Annotated in this window: 18 protein-coding genes and 1 pseudogene; all 19 read right to left on the bottom strand. The window is 49.3% G+C overall.

The window, feature by feature from the left end; translation table 11 throughout:
• Positions 1 to 41 precede the first annotated feature (41 nt).
• The 19 genes and pseudogenes from BCOA_RS32460 to BCOA_RS32370 all read right to left on the bottom strand — a co-directional run bounded on the left by BCOA_RS32460 (position 42) and on the right by BCOA_RS32370 (position 17,861).
• Complete coding sequence (locus tag BCOA_RS32460; protein ID WP_014098169.1) at positions 42 to 587, bottom strand: ReoY family proteolytic degradation factor; 546 nt, start codon at positions 585 to 587, stop codon at positions 42 to 44.
• A 135-nt stretch (positions 588 to 722) separates the two neighbouring features.
• Positions 723 to 1,988: a tetratricopeptide repeat protein gene (locus BCOA_RS32455; protein ID WP_014098168.1), complete on the bottom strand. Its 1,266-nt coding sequence runs from the start codon at positions 1,986 to 1,988 to the stop codon at positions 723 to 725.
• A 458-nt stretch (positions 1,989 to 2,446) separates the two neighbouring features.
• Positions 2,447 to 3,730, bottom strand: a complete 1,284-nt coding sequence (aroA, locus tag BCOA_RS32450; protein ID WP_014098167.1) for a 3-phosphoshikimate 1-carboxyvinyltransferase — start codon at positions 3,728 to 3,730, stop codon at positions 2,447 to 2,449.
• Between the two features lie 15 nt (positions 3,731 to 3,745).
• Positions 3,746 to 4,846 carry a prephenate dehydrogenase gene (locus BCOA_RS32445; protein ID WP_014098166.1) on the bottom strand — a complete coding sequence of 367 codons (1,101 nt, stop codon included), beginning with the start codon at positions 4,844 to 4,846 and terminating at the stop codon, positions 3,746 to 3,748.
• Between the two features lie 63 nt (positions 4,847 to 4,909).
• Complete coding sequence (gene hisC / locus BCOA_RS32440; RefSeq protein WP_014098165.1) at positions 4,910 to 6,004, bottom strand: histidinol-phosphate transaminase; 1,095 nt, start codon at positions 6,002 to 6,004, stop codon at positions 4,910 to 4,912.
• Positions 6,005 to 6,095: 91 nt separating this feature from the next.
• Positions 6,096 to 6,458: a chorismate mutase gene (aroH, locus tag BCOA_RS32435; protein WP_014098164.1), complete on the bottom strand. Its 363-nt coding sequence runs from the start codon at positions 6,456 to 6,458 to the stop codon at positions 6,096 to 6,098.
• Positions 6,455 to 7,537 carry a 3-dehydroquinate synthase gene (gene aroB / locus BCOA_RS32430; RefSeq protein WP_014098163.1) on the bottom strand — a complete coding sequence of 361 codons (1,083 nt, stop codon included), beginning with the start codon at positions 7,535 to 7,537 and terminating at the stop codon, positions 6,455 to 6,457. Before aroB ends, aroH begins: the two co-directional genes overlap by 4 nt.
• Positions 7,538 to 8,707 carry a chorismate synthase gene (gene aroC / locus BCOA_RS32425; RefSeq protein ID WP_014098162.1) on the bottom strand — a complete coding sequence of 390 codons (1,170 nt, stop codon included), beginning with the start codon at positions 8,705 to 8,707 and terminating at the stop codon, positions 7,538 to 7,540.
• An 82-nt stretch (positions 8,708 to 8,789) separates the two neighbouring features.
• On the bottom strand, positions 8,790 to 9,578 hold the full coding sequence (locus BCOA_RS32420; RefSeq protein WP_014098161.1) for a CheR family methyltransferase: 789 nt from the start codon (positions 9,576 to 9,578) through the stop codon (positions 8,790 to 8,792).
• A 104-nt stretch (positions 9,579 to 9,682) separates the two neighbouring features.
• Positions 9,683 to 10,129: a nucleoside-diphosphate kinase gene (ndk, locus tag BCOA_RS32415; RefSeq protein WP_014098160.1), complete on the bottom strand. Its 447-nt coding sequence runs from the start codon at positions 10,127 to 10,129 to the stop codon at positions 9,683 to 9,685.
• 151 nt (positions 10,130 to 10,280) lie between these two features.
• Positions 10,281 to 11,243, bottom strand: coding sequence for a heptaprenyl diphosphate synthase component II (gene hepT / locus BCOA_RS32410; RefSeq protein ID WP_014098159.1), 963 nt, complete (start codon positions 11,241 to 11,243; stop codon positions 10,281 to 10,283).
• A gap of 18 nt (positions 11,244 to 11,261) precedes the next feature.
• Complete coding sequence (locus BCOA_RS32405) at positions 11,262 to 11,966, bottom strand: demethylmenaquinone methyltransferase (RefSeq protein WP_014098158.1); 705 nt, start codon at positions 11,964 to 11,966, stop codon at positions 11,262 to 11,264.
• Positions 11,967 to 11,968: 2 nt separating this feature from the next.
• On the bottom strand, positions 11,969 to 12,778 hold the full coding sequence (locus BCOA_RS32400; RefSeq protein ID WP_014098157.1) for a heptaprenyl diphosphate synthase component 1: 810 nt from the start codon (positions 12,776 to 12,778) through the stop codon (positions 11,969 to 11,971).
• A gap of 96 nt (positions 12,779 to 12,874) precedes the next feature.
• Positions 12,875 to 13,104 (bottom strand): annotated as a pseudogene (gene mtrB / locus BCOA_RS32395) (trp RNA-binding attenuation protein MtrB).
• A gap of 247 nt (positions 13,105 to 13,351) precedes the next feature.
• Entirely contained in the window at positions 13,352 to 13,624 is a 273-nt protein-coding gene (locus BCOA_RS32390) for an HU family DNA-binding protein (protein WP_013859513.1), read from the bottom strand.
• Positions 13,625 to 13,914: 290 nt separating this feature from the next.
• Positions 13,915 to 15,393, bottom strand: a complete 1,479-nt coding sequence (spoIVA, locus tag BCOA_RS32385; RefSeq protein WP_014098155.1) for a stage IV sporulation protein A — start codon at positions 15,391 to 15,393, stop codon at positions 13,915 to 13,917.
• Positions 15,394 to 15,636: 243 nt separating this feature from the next.
• Entirely contained in the window at positions 15,637 to 16,356 is a 720-nt protein-coding gene (locus BCOA_RS32380; RefSeq protein ID WP_014098154.1) for a hypothetical protein, read from the bottom strand.
• 18 nt (positions 16,357 to 16,374) lie between these two features.
• The gene (locus tag BCOA_RS32375) at positions 16,375 to 16,581 is read right to left on the bottom strand and encodes a DUF2768 domain-containing protein (protein WP_014098153.1); all 207 of its coding nucleotides are present in this window, start codon (positions 16,579 to 16,581) and stop codon (positions 16,375 to 16,377) included.
• Between the two features lie 239 nt (positions 16,582 to 16,820).
• Entirely contained in the window at positions 16,821 to 17,861 is a 1,041-nt protein-coding gene (locus BCOA_RS32370) for an NAD(P)H-dependent glycerol-3-phosphate dehydrogenase (protein WP_014098152.1), read from the bottom strand.
• Positions 17,862 to 17,875 lie beyond the last annotated feature (14 nt).

The following is a 17,875-nucleotide window of genomic DNA, read 5'->3' as shown; positions in this document are numbered from 1 at the left end:
GATACCCCTTTCATTTTCCCCGCGGGCAGAAACCGGAAAGATTAATCATCCAGTTTTTTCATCTCCCCGCTTAATTCGACAAAACGGCCGTAATCTTTCTCATCGAGCGCTTTGTCGATTTCTTCCCGCAGTTTATTCCGTTTAAAGTCTTTCATGCTTTTTTCCAATAATTTTTCCGCCATTTGCCGGTCTGTCTCGTTTATATGGAGATCTTTCGGCATATACGGGTTTTCTTCAAGCACAGCCGCATACTGGTACGATAAATGGGATTTTTTGAAATTGAGCTGGATATAAATGTCTTCCTCACGGTTCAGCCGGATATCATGGAAAGACTTTTCCGCATCCGTTGTCATAATATTATCTTTATAAAAGCGGAACGGCACATTGTCCACGCAATGCGTCGACATGATAATGCCGCGCGGGCAAAGATGCGCTTCCTCGACGAAATGGACTTTTTCCATCAGCTGGTCGTGGCTCATTAAATAATTCAAAATCCAGACTGACTCCCGTCTTTTTAATTGGTAATGATTTAAAAACCAACGGATAAACTCCTTTTTCTCGTTGATTGAAACAGGGGTGAGAGCCATCGTAATCCCTCCTCTGCAAATTGAATGGCCGTGTTTACAGCGGGCAGCTTTTTTGATAAAACATTGGTTTACACCTTCATTATACCTTTTCCCGTCTAAACCGCCTACGAAAAAGTCCGGCAACGATGGCCGCAATTAATTTCCGTCTTCAAGCCTTTCAAGAAGTGCAATCCATTCATCATTTGCCGGATCTTCGCGCAAAAGCTTTTGGAAAATGCCGTAAGCCTCTTTCCTTCTCCCTTCTTCAATCAGGAAATAACCGTAATCCTCCAGAAACACCGTGTCGTTTTGTAAATCATTATATGCATATCCATAATACTTTAATGCCTGAGAATATTCTTCCAAATGCTTAAGCGATATGGCCAGATCCCAGTAAAGCCGAGGGTCGGTATCCCCTTCTTTTTCCATGCTGAGGGCCCGGTCACGGACTTCTTCGTACCGCTCCTTTTGAAGCAGCAGCTCGTTGTAGGAAAGGGCCGCATCCAAATAGCCGGGATCCAGTTCCAGCGCTTTTTTAAAATAATTTTCCGCTTTTTCCTCATCGCCTGCTTTTGTAGCCATTTTTCCAGCAAAATGATAAAGTTCTTTATCATACTCGTCTTCTTTTATGCCCTTTTCAGCAGCAGCAAGCGCTTCTTCCGGCATTTGTTCGTGCTCATATGCACGGCCAAGATACAGGTAAAGCGGATGGTAGCCGGGATCCGTTTCCCGCAATTCTTCAAACAGCTCTATCGCTTTTTCATAAAATCCTGCCTGGTACGCGGTTAAGGCATATCCAAATAATGTGTTCGCCTCAAAGCGGCCTTCCATCGCATGCTCATATTGGTGCAAGGCCTCTTCAAACGCGCCCGCTGCGCTCAGCACTTCTGCAAGGCGCCCGTGGATGTTTGTATCCGCAAATGTATCGATCCCTTTGCCCAAAAGCCACTCATATTCACGGGAAGCTTCCGCATATCGGGCACAGGAAGCGTAAAACTCGGCAAGCGCAAAATGGATGACAGGTTCTTCCGGCAAAAGCGATGCAGCTTCCATCAGTTTGTTTTCGCTGACCTCATACAGGCCCTGCATTTGATACAAATCCGCAAGCAAAAGCAGTGCACGCGGGTAATCGGGGTCCGTCTCCGGAATGCGGTCGAGGTATAATATGGCTTCTTCTTCATTGTCCATATCAATAAGCGTTTCCGCCATTAAGATCACAAGCTCGCCGTCATCCGGATAAGACGCAAGCAAATCTTTATATAATTGCTGTGCTTCATTCAGAAAACCGAGGCCCTCAAGTTGCCCGGCAAGCGCATATTTCTCTTCGTCCGTGCCGAGCGCGAGAAAATCTTCAAATGTTTTTTTCGCCTCCTCGAGCCGGCCTTCTTCCAAATGATCCAACAATTGTTCCATTAAGCTCATGAAAATCTTCCTTTAATCTTTGATGTGTTTCCTTTTGCTGAACCTTTTGCAACGTTAGCCGCGGGATTTTTGCAAAGCCAGAATCTTGCAAAGCCAAAATCCCCGGTTGCCGCTAAAAGCGCTCCCCCGGTCCCCTGGTAAAATGGCAATCGCCCTTTCCCTGGAGCCCACTTGCCTGCAGGAAAAACCGCGGGTGGCCTTTGGCTAAATCATAATGAATTTTGAAGGCCAGGGCAAATCATTTGCCTTTCCGGGTTCCCTGTTTAAGTATTTCTCCGCCGTGCATGAAAATCCCTTTTTTTCACAGCAAAAATAAAGCGGGGCACGGGATTTTGAATTTCCGCACCCCGCTTTTCCACGGGCATCATGATCAAGCTGTTCTCTGTTATCCTGAAAACAGGCGCCGGCTGATTTTCATTCTTTTGCTGGTGCCTGTTTTCAATAGGCGTCTAAAGCCGTTACAGAACGGATTTCAGATCATCAAAAAACTGCGGGTATGATACGGCGATTGCTTCCGCCCCTTTCAGGCAGACAGCATCCTTTGCCACAAGTGATGCAACGGCAAGCATCATCCCGATTCTATGATCCCCGTGGCTTTCCACCGTCCCGCCTGAAAGCCGGCAAGGGCCTTCAATGATCATGCCATCCGCTGTCGCTTCAATATGGGCGCCCAGTTTCTTTAATTCCCGGACAACCGTGTCAATCCGGTTTGTCTCTTTCACTTTCAGTTCTGCGGCATCTTTTATGACCGTCCTGCCTTCCGCCTGTGTAGCAAGAAGGGCAATGATTGGAATTTCATCAATGAGGCGCGGAATCAGCCCGCCGCCGATTTCAACGCCTTGTAAAGCAGCCGGACGGATCACCAACGTGCCTGTTTGCTCGCCGTCAGATGGGGCATGTGTTTCGATCACTTCCATATCCGCGCCCATTTGCTTTAAAACGTCAATGATCCCGGCACGGGTCGGATTGAGCCCGACATCCGGCAAGACGATTTCACTCCCGGGCACGAGCGAAGCAGCAGCCATAAAAAAGGCGGCGGATGAGATATCGCCGGGCACAACGATCTCCGTGCCATGGAAAACCGTGCCGCCCCGGACGGAAATCGTTCTCCCTTCCGTCCTGACCTCGCCGCCAAATGCCCGGATCATTCGTTCAGTATGGTCGCGGGTGGGCTGCGGCTCATGCACGATTGTAGTGCCGTCTGCCTGAAGACCGGCTAAAAGAAGCGCGGATTTTACCTGCGCGCTTGCAACAGGCAGCCGGTATTCGATTCCCTGAAGCGCCCCGCCCCTTATAGAAAGAGGGGTGAAATTGCCGCCCATTCTTCCGTCAATGTGCGCGCCCATTTCGCAAAGCGGTTTTGTGACGCGCTGCATTGGGCGCTTTGCAATCGATTCGTCGCCGGCAATGACCGAATGGAAGGGCCGGCCGGCAAGAAGACCGAGCATCAGGCGGGTCGTCGTACCGGAGTTTCCGGTATCGAGCACCGTTTCCGGCTCCGCCAAACCGTCCCATCCTTTTCCAGCAATCACCACCCGGGTGCCATCCCGTTCGATCGGCACGCTCATTTGCTGAAAACAATGAATGGTGCTCAAACAGTCGGCGCCGGGGAGAAAATTTTCTACCATCGTTTTTCCCCTGGCGACAGCGGCAAACATAACCGACCGGTGGGAAATCGATTTATCCCCCGGAACTTTAATCGTACCTTTTAACCCTGTTTGCGCGGGTGCCAATTTTTCCATTGCAGCCACCACCTTCTATTGGATATAGACTTCATGCGGGGTTTCTTTTTTTAAAAGATTCATGGCTAGATCGCGGTCGTTTTCCGAGCGAAAACTGATCCGGAGCACGCCGTATATATCTTCCCGCGCCTCAAGGATGCGGATATTCGTAATAGAGATTCCTTTTTCCGCCAGTTTATTGGTAATTTGAGAAACAACCCCCGGGACATCCGGAATATCGACAAATAAATCGTAAAAAGACGGGATTGCGCCCGATCCGCTGATTGGAAGGCAGTCGCGGTATTGTTTCGCTTCCGCATAAAAGCGGTGGAGAAGCTCATACTTGTTGTCTGCAAGCGCCTTTTTCACTTCCTGAAGATTTTTCGCCCATCTATCCAAAAGCCTGATCAGGTTTTCCCTGTTACCGCAAGAGATGTCCGCCCACATTTGCGGGCTTGAGGAGGCAATCCGTGTAATATCACGGAAACCCCCAGCAGCAAGCCTTTTTAAAAGGGGATATTCCGCATCTGCATCTTTCACAAGATGGACAAGTGACGCTGCGATAACATGCGGAAAATGGCTGATGACCGCAACCATTTCATCATGCATTTCCGGAGAAACGGTGATGAAATTTGCCTTTGTTCCTTTCAGCCACTGTTTCAATTCTTCCGTCCGCTGATCTTGTTCATGGAAAGGCGTAAGCAAATAAAAGGCATTTTCAAACAGGGACAGGCTGGCGGCCGTAACGCCGCTTTTATGGGAACCGGCCATCGGATGCCCGCCGATAAAAACGGTGTTGTTGCCGGCGAGCCGCTGCGCCTTTGCCATGATGCTTTCTTTCGTGCTGCCCGTATCGGTGATGATCACATTTTCCTTCAATTCCATTTGCCCGAGCTGCCCGATCAATTTTTCCGTTACAAGCACCGGCGTGGCCAATATAATTAAATCCGCGCCACGCACGCCGTCTTGGATCGTTTCCACGTAATCATCCACGACCATCAGGGCTTTTGCCATTTTCATTTCTTCCAATTTGGCATCATACCCTGTGACCTTGGCTTCCGGATGTTCCTTTTTAATCGCTAGTGCAATGGATCCCCCGATTAACCCGAGCCCGATCACAAACACATTTCCTTTCAAAGGTGCCACCTCTTTTTGTAAAAAGGCGGCCTTTTGCTGTCAAAAGGCCCGCCGTTGTCAAGTTCATTTGCGGCTTTCCAGAAAAGCCCCGATCGCCCCGAGTACGCCCCGGTTCTGTTCTTCCGACCCGATGGTCACCCGGACCGTCCCCGGCATCCCGAGCGCTTCCCCGGAGCGGACGATATATCCCCTGCCAAGCAAAAACCGGCAAACTTCCTCACTATCGCATTGAAAATCGATTAAAATAAAATTTGCCTGCGACGGGTAAAATGCAAGGCTGTTGCGGCGGCAAAACGCATAAAAGTGTTCGAGCCCCTGCCGGTTTTTGTCGCGGCAGCTCTGGATAAACGCCTGGTCCTCCAACGCCGCCTGGGCAGCCAGCTGGCCAAGGACATTGGTATTAAATGGCGGGCGCACCGGCTCGAGCTTTTGGATGATCGTTCGATCGGCAATCCCGTAGCCGACGCGTAAACCGGCCAGTCCGTAAATTTTCGAAAATGTCCGGCTGACAATCAAATGATGATACCGGCGGAATAATGTCAGCGCCTGTTCGTAATCTTTTGCGACCACGTATTCGCTGTACGCTTCATCGATAAAAACGAGCACGTCTTCCGGCACGCGGTCAAGAAAAGCGGTCAACTCCTGTTCGGTCGTATACGTCCCCGTCGGATTGTTCGGGCTGCAAATCCAGACAACCGCCGTGTTTTCATCAATTTGCCCGAGCATCGCCTCCAGGTCATGCCGCCCGTCTTTTAAGGGTACTTCACGGACTTCGGCGCCCTCGATGATGGCATTATGTTTGTATTGGGAAAATGTCGGTGCGGCCATCACCGTATTTTTGCCTGGTTCGAGGAGTGACCTGGAAACGATTTGGATCAGTTCGTCCGTCCCGTTTGTAAAAATCAGTTCGGTTGGATCAACGCCGAGATGTGCGGCCATTTTCTGTCTCAGTTGTAAGGCGTGCCCGTCCGGATAACGGGTAAAAGCAGGCTGAAAGTTTTTCAAAGCCTCATCCACTTTCGGGGAATAGCCGAACGGATTTTCATTGGATGCCAGTTTCACGATTGAATCGAGCCTGTATTGTTTTTTCACTTCATCAATGGTCTTTCCGGGCACATATGCATGCAAATCCGTAATTTTTGTTCTCCATTTCATCATCTTTAGCGAGAGTCCCCTGCTTCCATGCAAGAGCGCAAGCCAGGGGGTGATCGCATTCTCTCCTTTCGGTTCGTGACACGTTAGCATTCTCTTATTTTGTTAAATCCGGACGAAGCACGGCTGCACGGCGCAAATACACATGTTTTATGTCCTCCTGCCCAATGTCCGTGTCGACATGGATCAGGATACGGATGCAGCGGACAAGGCTTCCTTCAACCGGAATTTCTTGCATATTCATAATCGGGACATACTTCCAGCCGCTGAATTGGCGCATGACTTTCGAAGGAAAAGCCGAACGGATATCGGCTGTTGCCGAGAACAAAAGGGAAGCAACGCGGTCCGGCTTGATCCCGTTTTTTTCGATCAAGGCATTCATCAGCTCAGAAGTAGCAGCAAGGACTTCGCTTTCGTGATCGCGCTCGACCGTAGTCGCTCCGCGTATTCCGCGTATCATGTATGCAAATCCCCCTTTTGCTGCAGCAGAAACAGACGGCTCAGCCGGTCTTTGTCCACTTCAGCCAGCACCGGTTTGCCGACAGACTCAAGCAGGACGAAGTGAATATTGCCGGCAATTGTTTTTTTATCGCGTTTCATATAAGCATAGATTTCGTCAAATGCTGCGCCAGCCGGAATTTTCCAATCATAGCCGAGCGTTTCGATCCAGCTGAGAAATTGCGGCAAATCAAATTGAAGGCCGGTCTGTTCCCTGCTGATCAAAAGCGCGTAGACGATACCGGTCATGACCGCTTCGCCATGGGTGATTTTCCCGAACCCGCCGTGCGCCTCAAGGGCATGCCCAAGCGTATGCCCGAAATTCAAAAAGGCACGCACACCCGTTTCTTTTTCATCTTTGCGGACAATATCTGCCTTTACTTTGATCCCTTTTTTCAACAAGTCCGGAAGATGCGGGGATAAAAGATGCCCGCCGTCCGGAATCTTTGTTTGCAATTCTTTAAGGAACTCCTTATCCGAAAGAAGCGCATGCTTTACAAGTTCGGCAAATCCGCTTAACAGCTGCTTTTTGGGGAGCGTGCGCAGGAAATCTGTGTCATACAATACAAATTCCGGCTGGTAAAAAGCGCCGACGAGGTTTTTTCCAAGCGGGTGATTGATCGCTACTTTGCCGCCGACCGCGCTGTCATGGGCCAAAATGGTTGTCGGGATTTGAATAAACGCAATGCCGCGCATATAGGTTGCCGCCACAAAACCGGCAAGATCGCCGACCGCGCCCCCGCCAAAGGCAAGAATGCATGATTTCCGGTCTAAATGATGTTCCACGGCAAACGTCAAAGCTTCTTGGTAGACTTCAAACGTTTTGGCATCTTCCCCAGCTGGCACGGTCAGTACACACTGTTCCGCGCTTTCCGGAAGCTGTGAAAGCAGTTTGTCCAAGTGAAGCGGCCGGACATTTTGATCTGTTATGACCATGCAGCGCGTATATTTGCGGACGAGCGGACCCAGCTCCTGGAGCGCGCCGCTTGCTATGTATACCGGGTACTGTTTTGTTTCTGTATCAATGATGATCGTTTCCATTTAAAACAACCTTCCGTATTCTCTTTGCTCCGCAACCGTTTTTTTCAGCACATCCATCCTGTCGCTGTAAAACTGGGCAGTGATCGCTTCCGCCAGCTCCCAGGCGACAACGGCCTCACAGACGACGCTCGCTGCCGGCACCGCACAGCTGTCGGAACGTTCGATGCTCGCTGCAAAAGGTTCCTTCGTTTCGATATCAACGCTTTGAAGCGGCTTATACAATGTCGGGATCGGCTTCATGACACCTCTTACGACAATCGGCATGCCGGTTGTCATACCGCCTTCAAAGCCGCCGAGCCGGTTCGTTTTGCGCGTATAGCCCGTTTCTTCCGACCAGGCGATTTCATCATGGACTTCGCTCCCGGGCCGGTGTGCCATTTCAAAGCCAAGCCCGAATTCCACCCCTTTAAACGCATTGATGCTGATGATGGCGCGCGCCAGCTTTGCATCCAGCTTCCGGTCGTAATGAACATAACTGCCGACACCGGCCGGCATCCCGGTTGCGATCACTTCGACAATGCCGCCGATCGAGTCGCCGTTTTTCTTTGCCGTGTCGATGGCTTCCATCATTTTTTGCGCCGCCCCGTCATCCAAACAGCGTACCGGTGAACCGTCCGCTTTTTCCTGCAAGGAAGCAAGGGAATCATATGACACCTTTTCCGCGCGGACACCCCCGATTTCAAGCACATGCGAGGCCACTTCAATGCCGAGCTCTTTCAGCAGTTTTTTCGCGACAGCCCCGGCGGCCACACGAACGGTGGTCTCGCGTGCGGAAGAGCGTTCGAGCACATTGCGCAAATCCCTGTGCCCGTATTTGATCCCGCCGGCAAGATCGGCATGCCCCGGGCGCGGACGGGTCACACGCCGTTTCACATCGTCCGCATCGTCTGGAAGGGGCTCAATGCCCATGATCTTATTCCAGTGCACCCAGTCCCTGTTTTCAACCGTGAGCGCAACCGGCGAACCGAGCGTCAATCCGTGGCGAACGCCGGCAGAAATGATTGCCCTGTCCTTTTCTATCTGCATTCTCCGTCCCCGGCCGTAACCTTTCTGCCTTCTGGCAAGGTCAGTGTTAATTTCTTCAGCTGTCAGCGGCATGCCCGCTGGAAGGCCTTCAATAATGGTGGTCAGCGCCGGGCCGTGCGACTCGCCTGCTGTCAAATATCTCATTCTGCATCCCCCTTCATCACTTTAAAGCATTACATATCTATTACTATACCACAATCGCTATAAATCGAATAGATGGAGCGCTTTATATTTTTCTATAGAAAAAGGTGTCTACAATTTCAAATCCATACGCAGCCGGATTGAAAATCTGCTCCGTGCTGCCGACAAATAATATGCCGTTTGCCGACAGCGTTTTGCTGAAATTCCGGTAAACAGACACTTTGGCTTCTCCTGTAAAATAAATCAGCACGTTCCGGCAAATAATCAGATCCGCTGCCGGATAAGGGTCGTGCAGCAAATTATGTTGTTTGAACACCACCGCCCGCCTGATTTCGTCCGCAATTCGATAGAACGGACCTCCGCTGCTTTTTTGAAAATATTTTTGTTTCATTTCGCGCGGCACTTCCAGGATCGAACGTTCGGAATAAACGCCGGCTTCTGCTTTCTGCAGGGCTTTTTGATCAATATCGGTCGCCAGAATCTGAATCTTATTAAGCGGTAAATACTTGGACAAGATCATCGCCATCGTATACGGTTCTTCGCCCGTAGAAGAAGCGGCACTCCAGATTTTCAGTTTTTCTCCTTTTTCTTTCAGCAGCCCGGGCAAAATGTTCCGTTCGAGCACATCCCATCTTGACTTATTTCTATAAAATTCTGAAACATTAATCGTCATTCTGTCCAAAAATTCTTCCAGCAAATGTTCGTTTTTGTCCAATCCGTGAAAAAATTCACTGAAAGATGAAAAACCTCTTTTTTCATATAATGTCGTCAGCCTTCTTTTCATTTGCGCTTCTTTATACAAAGATAAATCGATCCCCGTTTTCTTTTTGACTTGCGCAATGAACCGGCCGTAATCATCCAGTTCTGTTTTCATTATGCAATCCCCGTATTTTTATTCAGATTTGTTGGTTCATACCGTTTATTTTAACATAAAAAAAGATTGGCGCGGAGAGGATCGCCAATCTTTTTTTGCATGATTTAATAAATCGAAGCATCCGCCGGCCGACTGTATGAGATCAGCTCATCTTCCCGGAAAAACAGGGAAATTTCACGTTTCGCGCTTTCTGGTGAGTCGGAACCGTGAATAATGTTTTTGCTGACAATCACGCCGTAATCGCCGCGGATCGTCCCCGGGGCGGCTTCGGCCGGATTCGTTTTGCCCATCATTTGCCGTGCGGTAGCGATGATGTTTTCGCCTTCCCAAACCATGGCAAAGACCGGACCGGAAGTAATAAATGCCACGAGATCATTGAAAAAAGGGCGTTCTTTATGCTCAGCGTAATGCTTTTTTGCAAGTTCATCCGAAATTTGCATCAATTTTGCCCCCGCAAGCCGAAACCCTTTCTTTTCAAAGCGGGAAACGATTTCGCCGATCAGCTGGCGGCTGACCCCATCCGGTTTTACCATTAAAAAAGTCCTTTCCATCTTCATCCACTCCATTCGCATTTCTACTATGTAAGACATCTTGGCCATAGAAAATCGTACCATGGTGGCGGGAAAATCTCAATATGTTTGAAGTAAGCGCTTCAAAACCGGGCCGCCAACGCAGGGCACTGCCCGGCAGCCCTGCTTTCTTTTAAAACTTTCTTTTTCCCATATAACGCGCCAAATCTGCCAGCATTTTTTTAAAACGGGTATCCGGAAGCTGCTCAAGCGTACCGAGCGCTTTCTCTAGATAGCAGTTGCTCACTGCATAAGACCGTTCGATCGCGCCGGACTGTTTGACCAGTCTGACAACGTCTTCAAGCTCCGCTTTTGGCATGTGCTCATGGACATATTCCAGCTTTTTTCTGATTTTTGGGTCTTCCCTTGCAAAAAGCACCGGAAGCGTTACATTGCCCTGGCGCAAATCTTCGCCTGCCGGTTTTCCAAGCTGCTTCTCCGTGCCGGTAAAATCCAGGATATCATCAATAATTTGATAGCTCATCCCGACATTGTAGCCAAACCGGTACAATTGGCGGTGGATGTTTTCGTCGGCGCCCGATGCAATCGCCCCGAGCTGGCAGCTAGCTGCAATCAGCAACGCCGTTTTCCGCTTGATCCGCCTTAAGTAACAGCGCAAATTTTGATGAAACCGGTATTTATCCTTAATTTGCTCAATTTCGCCGACGCACACTTCAACAAGTGTATCCGCCAGAATTTGGTGGGCGGAGAGATCCTCCACTTTTGTAATATATTCAAGCGCGGTTGCGAGAATATAATCGCCTGTATACATGGCAATCCGGTTGTCCCATTTGGCTTTTACGGTCGGTTTTCCCCGGCGCAATTCGGCATCATCAATGACATCATCGTGCACGAGCGATGCCATATGGATCAATTCCAGTGCAACAGCGACATTTTTGACACGTTCGATTTCGTAATCTCCGAATTTCGCGCCGAGCAGTACAAATACGGGGCGGATCCTTTTTCCTCCCGCTTTCAGCAAACTTTCAGATGCCTGCTGTATCAAAGCAGCGTTTGATGCGACAGCGTTGGCCAGCTCTTGTTCAATAAGCTCAATATCCGTTTTTAAAAACGAGTACAGCATTTGTACCTTCATTCCGTCTCCATCCGATCATCATTTCTCTTTCAAGGCAATATGTGCAGCTGCGGCCCCGCCGGCAAACGGCTTGTACAAAATCCGGCCAAAACCCGCATCGGAAAAAGCAGCCGCCAGTTCTTCCATTCCCGGAAACTGCAGTGCCGATTCCTGAAGCCAGGAATATTCCCGGTAGCTTTTTGCGAGCCATTGTCCGAGAAGCGGCATGATCCGGCGGAAATAAAAGTAATAAAGCTGCCTGTACCCGGGAATCACCGGCTGGGAGGTTTCCAGGCAGGCCGCCATGCCGCCGGGCTTCAGCACCCTGTACATTTCCTGCAAAACCTGTTTGTAGTCCGGGACATTCCTGAGTCCGAACCCGACCGTCACATAATCAAACGTTGCATCTTCAAATGGCAGTTCCATTGCATTTCCGTAACGGAGCGCGACATTTTTTAAGCCAAGCGTGTCCACTTTCCGCTTCCCGACTTCAAGCATGCTTTCACTGAAATCGAGCCCTGTCACACTGCCGGATTCGCCCACTGCCTGTGCGAGGGCAATCGTCCAGTCCGCCGTCCCGCAGCACAGATCGAGTGCGTTGCTCCCTTCTCTTACCGCCATTTTCCGCATCAGGTCTTTCCGCCACCGTTTATGCTGGCTGAAGCTGATCACCGAGTTCATCCTGTCGTAGTTTTGCGAAATTTTTTCGAAAACGGCGTGTACCCGTTCTTCTTTTGGCATCATGGTTACCCTTCCTCCGCATATAATCTCGTTGCATCGCCATACCGCCCCAACAGCAGGCGGATCCGCTCTGAAAGCATTTCGTTTCCGCACGACATGGCCGCAGCCTGCAGCGCACGGATGCTTTCTTTCAAATACTTCTCACAAATATAAAATAGTTTCCGCTTTTTCTCATGCGGCAGCTGCTCAAAAGGGCGCCCGTCACCCGGGTAAGCCATTTTGTTCAAGGCTTCAAACAGGATGGAGCGCTTCCCGTTTTCAGCCTGTTTCTTTTCCCTTAACAGCCGGTTAAACAAAAGCAGTTCTTCGCTTAAACGGATGAGCGGCTGCGAACCGAAAAACTGCATAAATTTTGTAATAATCGCGGATTCGGTTTTTTTCAAATGCCCGACGAACGTTTCCGCGTCGGAATCGTCAAATTGGTAAAGCATCACTTTATATTCATTTACGGATTTGATTCCTTCCGCCAGTATGCCGACAAGCCGGACGTTGTGCACGCCCGCAAGCAGTTTGTAGTAAAGGCTGCTGAAATAATCCCCCGCTAGAACAGTAAGCTGGCGGTTTTTTTGATTTTCATTTGCATTGGTTACTTTTTCATGGGTGTCAAGGGCAATCTGGATCAGCATGGCAGTCGCAACAAACTGCTTCACTTCATGTTCCGTATACGGCTGCCCCGCAAGGCTGCTTATCAAAAGCAAAATCCGGTCTTCATCTATGTATGGGGCATCAATAAACTGATTTAAATAGTCGTGTGCCACTTCTTCTTCAATCGCCTGTTTGATTGCGGCAATTTGCTGCTCCCTCTGGTATGACATAACCCTTTCCCCGTTTCTTCGTTGATCTGGCCTAAAAATAAGCTGTAGTTTATTATATCACATATGTAAAACGGCCGTTAACAAATTGATTTCGGTTTATTTTTTCGCTTCGCTTTGCAAACTCCCGATGCCGGTCATGATTTGCGCTTCACCGCGAATCTTGATCATGGAAGTATGTTCGGTAAACTGTGCGACAGCACTTCGCCATCATCCAGCATTTCCGTATGGTTCAGCTTCGTATCGGTACCCCTTGACAGCCCAATGACGCTCACCCCGTCCTGCAACGCTTTCACGACGATATAATCCGCCTGCGCCTCTGCTTTCATTTTCGGGCCTCCTTTTTATTCGTTTAAAAAACTTTTCATATATTCATCTTACCACAGCGCCGTTTGCAGTCAAAGCGCCGGAAACGCCGCGCTCAGGCTTTCCCCGGCTGTACCGGGATTTCGCAGGCATTTGCCCCGGGAAAACGGGTGCCAAACGTATGCGCGTTTCCCTTTTTTGGGCCCTGCTGTATTAAAAAAAAAGGCTGCCCAGGCAGCCTTTTTTCCGCTCAAAGCCAACCATATGTAATTACTTCACTGCGTCTTTAAGCGCTTTCCCCGGCTTGAATGCAGGCACTTTGCTTGCCGCAATGTCGATTTCCTCGCCGGTTTGCGGGTTTCTTCCTTTACGGGCAGCGCGTTCGCGCACTTCGAAATTACCAAACCCGATCAGTTGGACTTTATCTCCGTTTGCCAATGCATTTTGAATTGTATCAAAAATAGCGTCAACTGCTTTTGTCGTATCTTTTTTGGAAAGTTCGGTAGCTTCTGCCACTGCATTGATTAAATCCGTTTTATTCATTCCATTCACCTCCTCCAAAAGAAACGTAGAAGTCATTTCCAGTTTCTTCTCTTCAGTGTATACGGTTTTCCCTCATCATAAACGTTTAAAACCGGATGGAATCAGGCTTTTCAGCACCAATTCTGTTAAAAGATTATCATAATCGCAAGAGAGGTGCAAGAACTATTCGCTAACAAAGGAAAACTTTTCAATTTTTTTCGGATTTAAAGTACTTTTCCCGAAAAAATTCTAACTTGCGGCCAAAGATGCTCGTCCCACGTATACAAAAAAGGGATACCGCGGTATCCCTCTTACAAAATAATGGCGATCAGGCCGCCTGACCCTTCGTTAATGATCCGTTCGAGCGTTTCTTTTAACTTATAGCGGGCATTTTCCGGCATAAGCGATAATTTTGCCTGGATGCCTTCCCTGACAATGGAACTTAAGTTGCGCCCGAAAATATCCGAATTCCAGATGGACAGCGGGTCATCTTCAAAATCCTGCATCAGGTACCGCACAAGCTCCTCGCTCTGCTTTTCCGTCCCGATGATCGGGGCAAATTCCGATTCGACATCGACTTTGATCATATGGATGGACGGCGCCACTGCCTTCAGCCGGACGCCGAAACGGGATCCTTGGCGGATGATTTCCGGCTCATCCAGGCTCATATCCTGCAGGGAAGGTGAGGCAATCCCGTAGCCGGTTTGTTTCACCATTTTCAGGGCATCGGAAATTTGGTCGTATTCCGATTTTGCATGGGCGAAATCCTGCATCAGCTCGAGCAGATGATCCTTGCCGCGGATTTCAACGCCGACGATTTCCTTTAAGACCTGGTCGTACAGTTCATCCGGCGCCTCGAGGTCGATTTCCGCCACCCCTTGCCCCATTTCAATGCCAGCAAGGCTTGCAGATTCAATAAATTCATATTCGTTAAAAGCCTGGACAACGCGGTCCACATCGCGTAGCCGCTTAATGTCTTTTACTGACTCTTTCACGGCGTCCTGATAATTTTCACGCAGCCAGTGGTTTTCTTTTAACACCATGACCCAGCTCGGCAGGTTCACATTGACTTCCAGTACCGGAAATTCGTACAGCGCTTCCCGCAGCACATTCAGCACATCGGCTTCACGCATGCTTTCCACTGACATGGCGAGCACCGGAAGATCATACTTTTCCTGCAATTCCGCCCTCAGCATTTCCGTCTCCGAATGATGCGGCTTTGCCGAATTTACAACAATGATAAACGGTTTGCCGACTTCTTTTAACTCGGCAACAACCCTTTCTTCCGCTTCCACGTAATCCTCACGCGGAATTTCGCCGATCGTGCCGTCTGTCGTGATCACAACCCCAATGCTTGAATGTTCCTGAATGACCTTTCTCGTGCCGATTTCCGCCGCTTCGTGGAAAGAAATCGGTTCTTCATACCACGGCGTATGGATCATGCGCGGGCCGTTTTCATCTTCATATCCTTTCGCGCCCGGAACCGTGTAGCCGACACAGTCGACAAGCCGGATGTTCACATCAAGCCCTTCGTCGACATGGACAGCAACCGCCTGGTTCGGCACAAATTTCGGTTCTGTCGTCATAATCGTTCTCCCAGCCGCGCTTTGCGGGAGTTCATCCTGCGCCCGGTTTCTGTCCGCTTCGTTTGTAATGTTCGGAAGCACAACGAGTTCCATGAATTTTTTAATAAAAGTGGATTTCCCCGTTCTGACGGCGCCCACGACCCCCAAATAAATATCGCCGCCCGTACGTTCTGCAATATCTTTAAAAATATCAACTTTTTCCAATTTGTTTCCCTCCCCACATTCGTTCCCGGGACACCATCATTCGCGCTGATGATAGGACATTATATGTGTATGATGTTGTCCGACCGCCTTATGTCTATAAAATGATTTTTTATAGATTTTCAAAAAGTTGCTGTACAGGATTTGCCCCTGTTTATTTTTTCAAAATTTTTCCTTACGAAGAGACGCAGGACCAAAAAATAAACCCTTTCTCTAACAATATATTGGGATGAGAAAGGGTTATGACTATTTTGCCATAAATACCGGTTCATTTTTTTGATTTACGGTGCAGGGAAGGGAATAAGCCGGTACAAACGGGGAGCCTTCAGTTAACAGCACGCGGATATCTTCCCCGGGTTTAAACGCCCGCTTGCCCGTTTTGAGCGCTTTTGCCAGATCAGCCCGGTAATCGACATAAATGCCGCCTCTCCCGGTAATGACAAACGGCAGTTTCCGGCCGGTATACGGAGACACCACGTACGGATCTGTTTTGTAACCGAGCTTTTTAAAATCTAAAGCGTATACATTTCTTGCAATCTCTTTTTTAAATGGCGGATAGCCCTGGGACGCAATCCGGATTTGCAAGTCTCTTATTTTCTCGGGTATTCTCGTATCAAACACTTTGACCGTCGGATGATGTTCCGGATCAAGGAGCACATATTGCAACGTGCCGCCGTTGTCATACGCATTTGCCGGCGGATCGGGCAGGTAGTTTTTCGGGCTTTTCAGCTTGTTGAAATCAATCGGGTATTTTAAATAGACCGGCGTATTTTGCGGCTTTGTCTTGATCGGAAGCAGGCCGCTATTGTCTTTCCGGTATTCATCTACAGCTTTTTGCACCATTTGAAGCTGCATGTCATCCGGCAGCCCGCTTTCTTTTTCCTGTGCCCCCGGATAAAGGCAGCCGCCTAAACTGATGCAGGCGCAAACAGCTACAAGCAATAGCAGCATATTTTTGAAGTGCAAAACGATCTCCCCCTCCGGTTAATTTGCCGGCCCGCTCAGCACGATATAAGCCATAATCAGGCCGCCCAGCGCCAGGCAGGCATACGCAATCACAGCAGCCGCCCATTTGAACAGTTTTTGTTTCAGCCTGTATCGGCTTGCAACAATCAATACCATCGCCAAACAGAGCAGGCCCATGCCAAAAAGCGAAATCCACATATTCGCCATCCCCCGGGACAAAACCATCTCCCCTTTCTCCCTTGTAAAATTCGTAAACTTTTCGGACTTCGGACATTATATCATAAGCTTTTGAAATGTTTCAATTTACGGCATAAAAAAGGCCGGGGCGAACGTCTGCCCCGGAGAAAAGGTTGACTATACCCAGCCTGCGCAGTTTAAAGCGAATTCTTTTTCCTTGCAGTTTATGCAACATGCATCCATCCGGTATCGTCCGAAAGCCTACCGGGACTTTTTTGCCAAGATGCCTAGTACTGTTCCCCCAGCATATCCATCAAACCTTCCATTTCATGTTTTTTCAGCCGGCCCATTAAATTGTCGACTGCTTCTTTCGGATCAAGTCCTTCAAATAAGACATGGTAAAGGGCATCGGTAATCGGCATTTTCACTTCGTACCGGCTGGAGAGCTGGTAAGCCGCCTTTGTTGTCCGGACGCCTTCCACGACCATTCCCATTTGTTCCAGCACATCATCGAGCTTTTTGCCTTTGCCGAGCATATTGCCGGCCCGCCAGTTCCGCGAGTGGACACTCGTACACGTCACGATCAGGTCGCCAATTCCGGCAAGCCCGAGAAAAGTGAGCGGATTTGCACCCATTTTAGTGCCGAGCCGGGCGATTTCCGCAAGCCCTCTTGTCATTAAAGCCGCTTTCGCATTGTCCCCGTAGCCGAGGCCGTCCGAAATGCCGGCTGCAAGCGCAATAATATTTTTCAGGGAACCGCCCAATTCGACGCCAATGATGTCGGGATTCGTATAGACGCGAAAATTCGAGTTCATAAAAATGTCCTGCGCTTTTTTGGCAGCTGCCATTTTTTTCGATGAAACGGTTACGGTCGTCGGGTGGCGCAGGCTGACTTCTTCAGCATGGCTCGGCCCCGATAAAACCGTGAGATCCCGCAGCAACGATTCCGGCATTTCTTCTTCAATCATTTCCGAAATGCGCATCAGGGAACCCGGTTCAATCCCTTTCGTGACATGGATGATGGAAAGCGGGCTTTTCCGCACCGCTTTTACTTGCCTGCATACATCACGCACCGCTTTTGTAGGGACCGCCAGTACAGCGGTATCAATGTCGTCTAACGCTTCTTCAAGTGAAAAGATGCCGGTAATGGCAGATTGCAGCTGAATGCCCGGCAAATAAAACGCGTTTGTATGGGATGTATTGATTTCATCGATCTGGCCTTTTTTGTTTCCCCACAACCTGACCTGAAAGCCGTTATCAGCCAAAACAATCGACAAGGCAGTGCCCCAGCTCCCCGCGCCGAGCACTGCAATCGTTTTTTTGGACAAATGAAACACCCTCT

It is taken from the genome of Heyndrickxia coagulans 36D1 (assembly GCF_000169195.2).
GTDB lineage: Bacteria > Bacillota > Bacilli > Bacillales > Bacillaceae_C > Weizmannia > Weizmannia faecalis.
Note: the sequence above shows the minus strand (reverse complement) of the source record. Positions and strands in the feature narration are given on the sequence as shown.

Bases quoted from the DNA above. Each gene is read 5' to 3' on its own strand.
- BCOA_RS32400 (WP_014098157.1), bottom strand. From the start codon at position 12,778: ATGTCATACCAGAGGGAGCAGCAAATTGCCGCAATCAAACAGGCGATT.
- hisC (WP_014098165.1), bottom strand. From the start codon at position 6,004: ATGATGAAATGGAGAACAAAAATTACGGATTTGCATGCATATGTGCCC.
- aroH (WP_014098164.1), bottom strand. From the start codon at position 6,458: ATGATACGCGGAATACGCGGAGCGACTACGGTCGAGCGCGATCACGAA.
- ndk (WP_014098160.1), bottom strand. From the start codon at position 10,129: ATGGAAAGGACTTTTTTAATGGTAAAACCGGATGGGGTCAGCCGCCAG.
- BCOA_RS32460 (WP_014098169.1), bottom strand. From the start codon at position 587: ATGGCTCTCACCCCTGTTTCAATCAACGAGAAAAAGGAGTTTATCCGT.
- aroA (WP_014098167.1), bottom strand. From the start codon at position 3,730: ATGGAAAAATTGGCACCCGCGCAAACAGGGTTAAAAGGTACGATTAAA.
- BCOA_RS32375 (WP_014098153.1), bottom strand. From the start codon at position 16,581: ATGGTTTTGTCCCGGGGGATGGCGAATATGTGGATTTCGCTTTTTGGC.
- BCOA_RS32405 (WP_014098158.1), bottom strand. From the start codon at position 11,966: ATGATGCCAAAAGAAGAACGGGTACACGCCGTTTTCGAAAAAATTTCG.
- aroC (WP_014098162.1), bottom strand. From the start codon at position 8,707: ATGAGATATTTGACAGCAGGCGAGTCGCACGGCCCGGCGCTGACCACC.
- BCOA_RS32455 (WP_014098168.1), bottom strand. From the start codon at position 1,988: ATGAGCTTAATGGAACAATTGTTGGATCATTTGGAAGAAGGCCGGCTC.
- BCOA_RS32390 (WP_013859513.1), bottom strand. From the start codon at position 13,624: ATGAATAAAACGGATTTAATCAATGCAGTGGCAGAAGCTACCGAACTT.
- BCOA_RS32420 (WP_014098161.1), bottom strand. From the start codon at position 9,578: ATGAAAACAGAACTGGATGATTACGGCCGGTTCATTGCGCAAGTCAAA.
- aroB (WP_014098163.1), bottom strand. From the start codon at position 7,537: ATGGAAACGATCATCATTGATACAGAAACAAAACAGTACCCGGTATAC.
- hepT (WP_014098159.1), bottom strand. From the start codon at position 11,243: ATGAAGGTACAAATGCTGTACTCGTTTTTAAAAACGGATATTGAGCTT.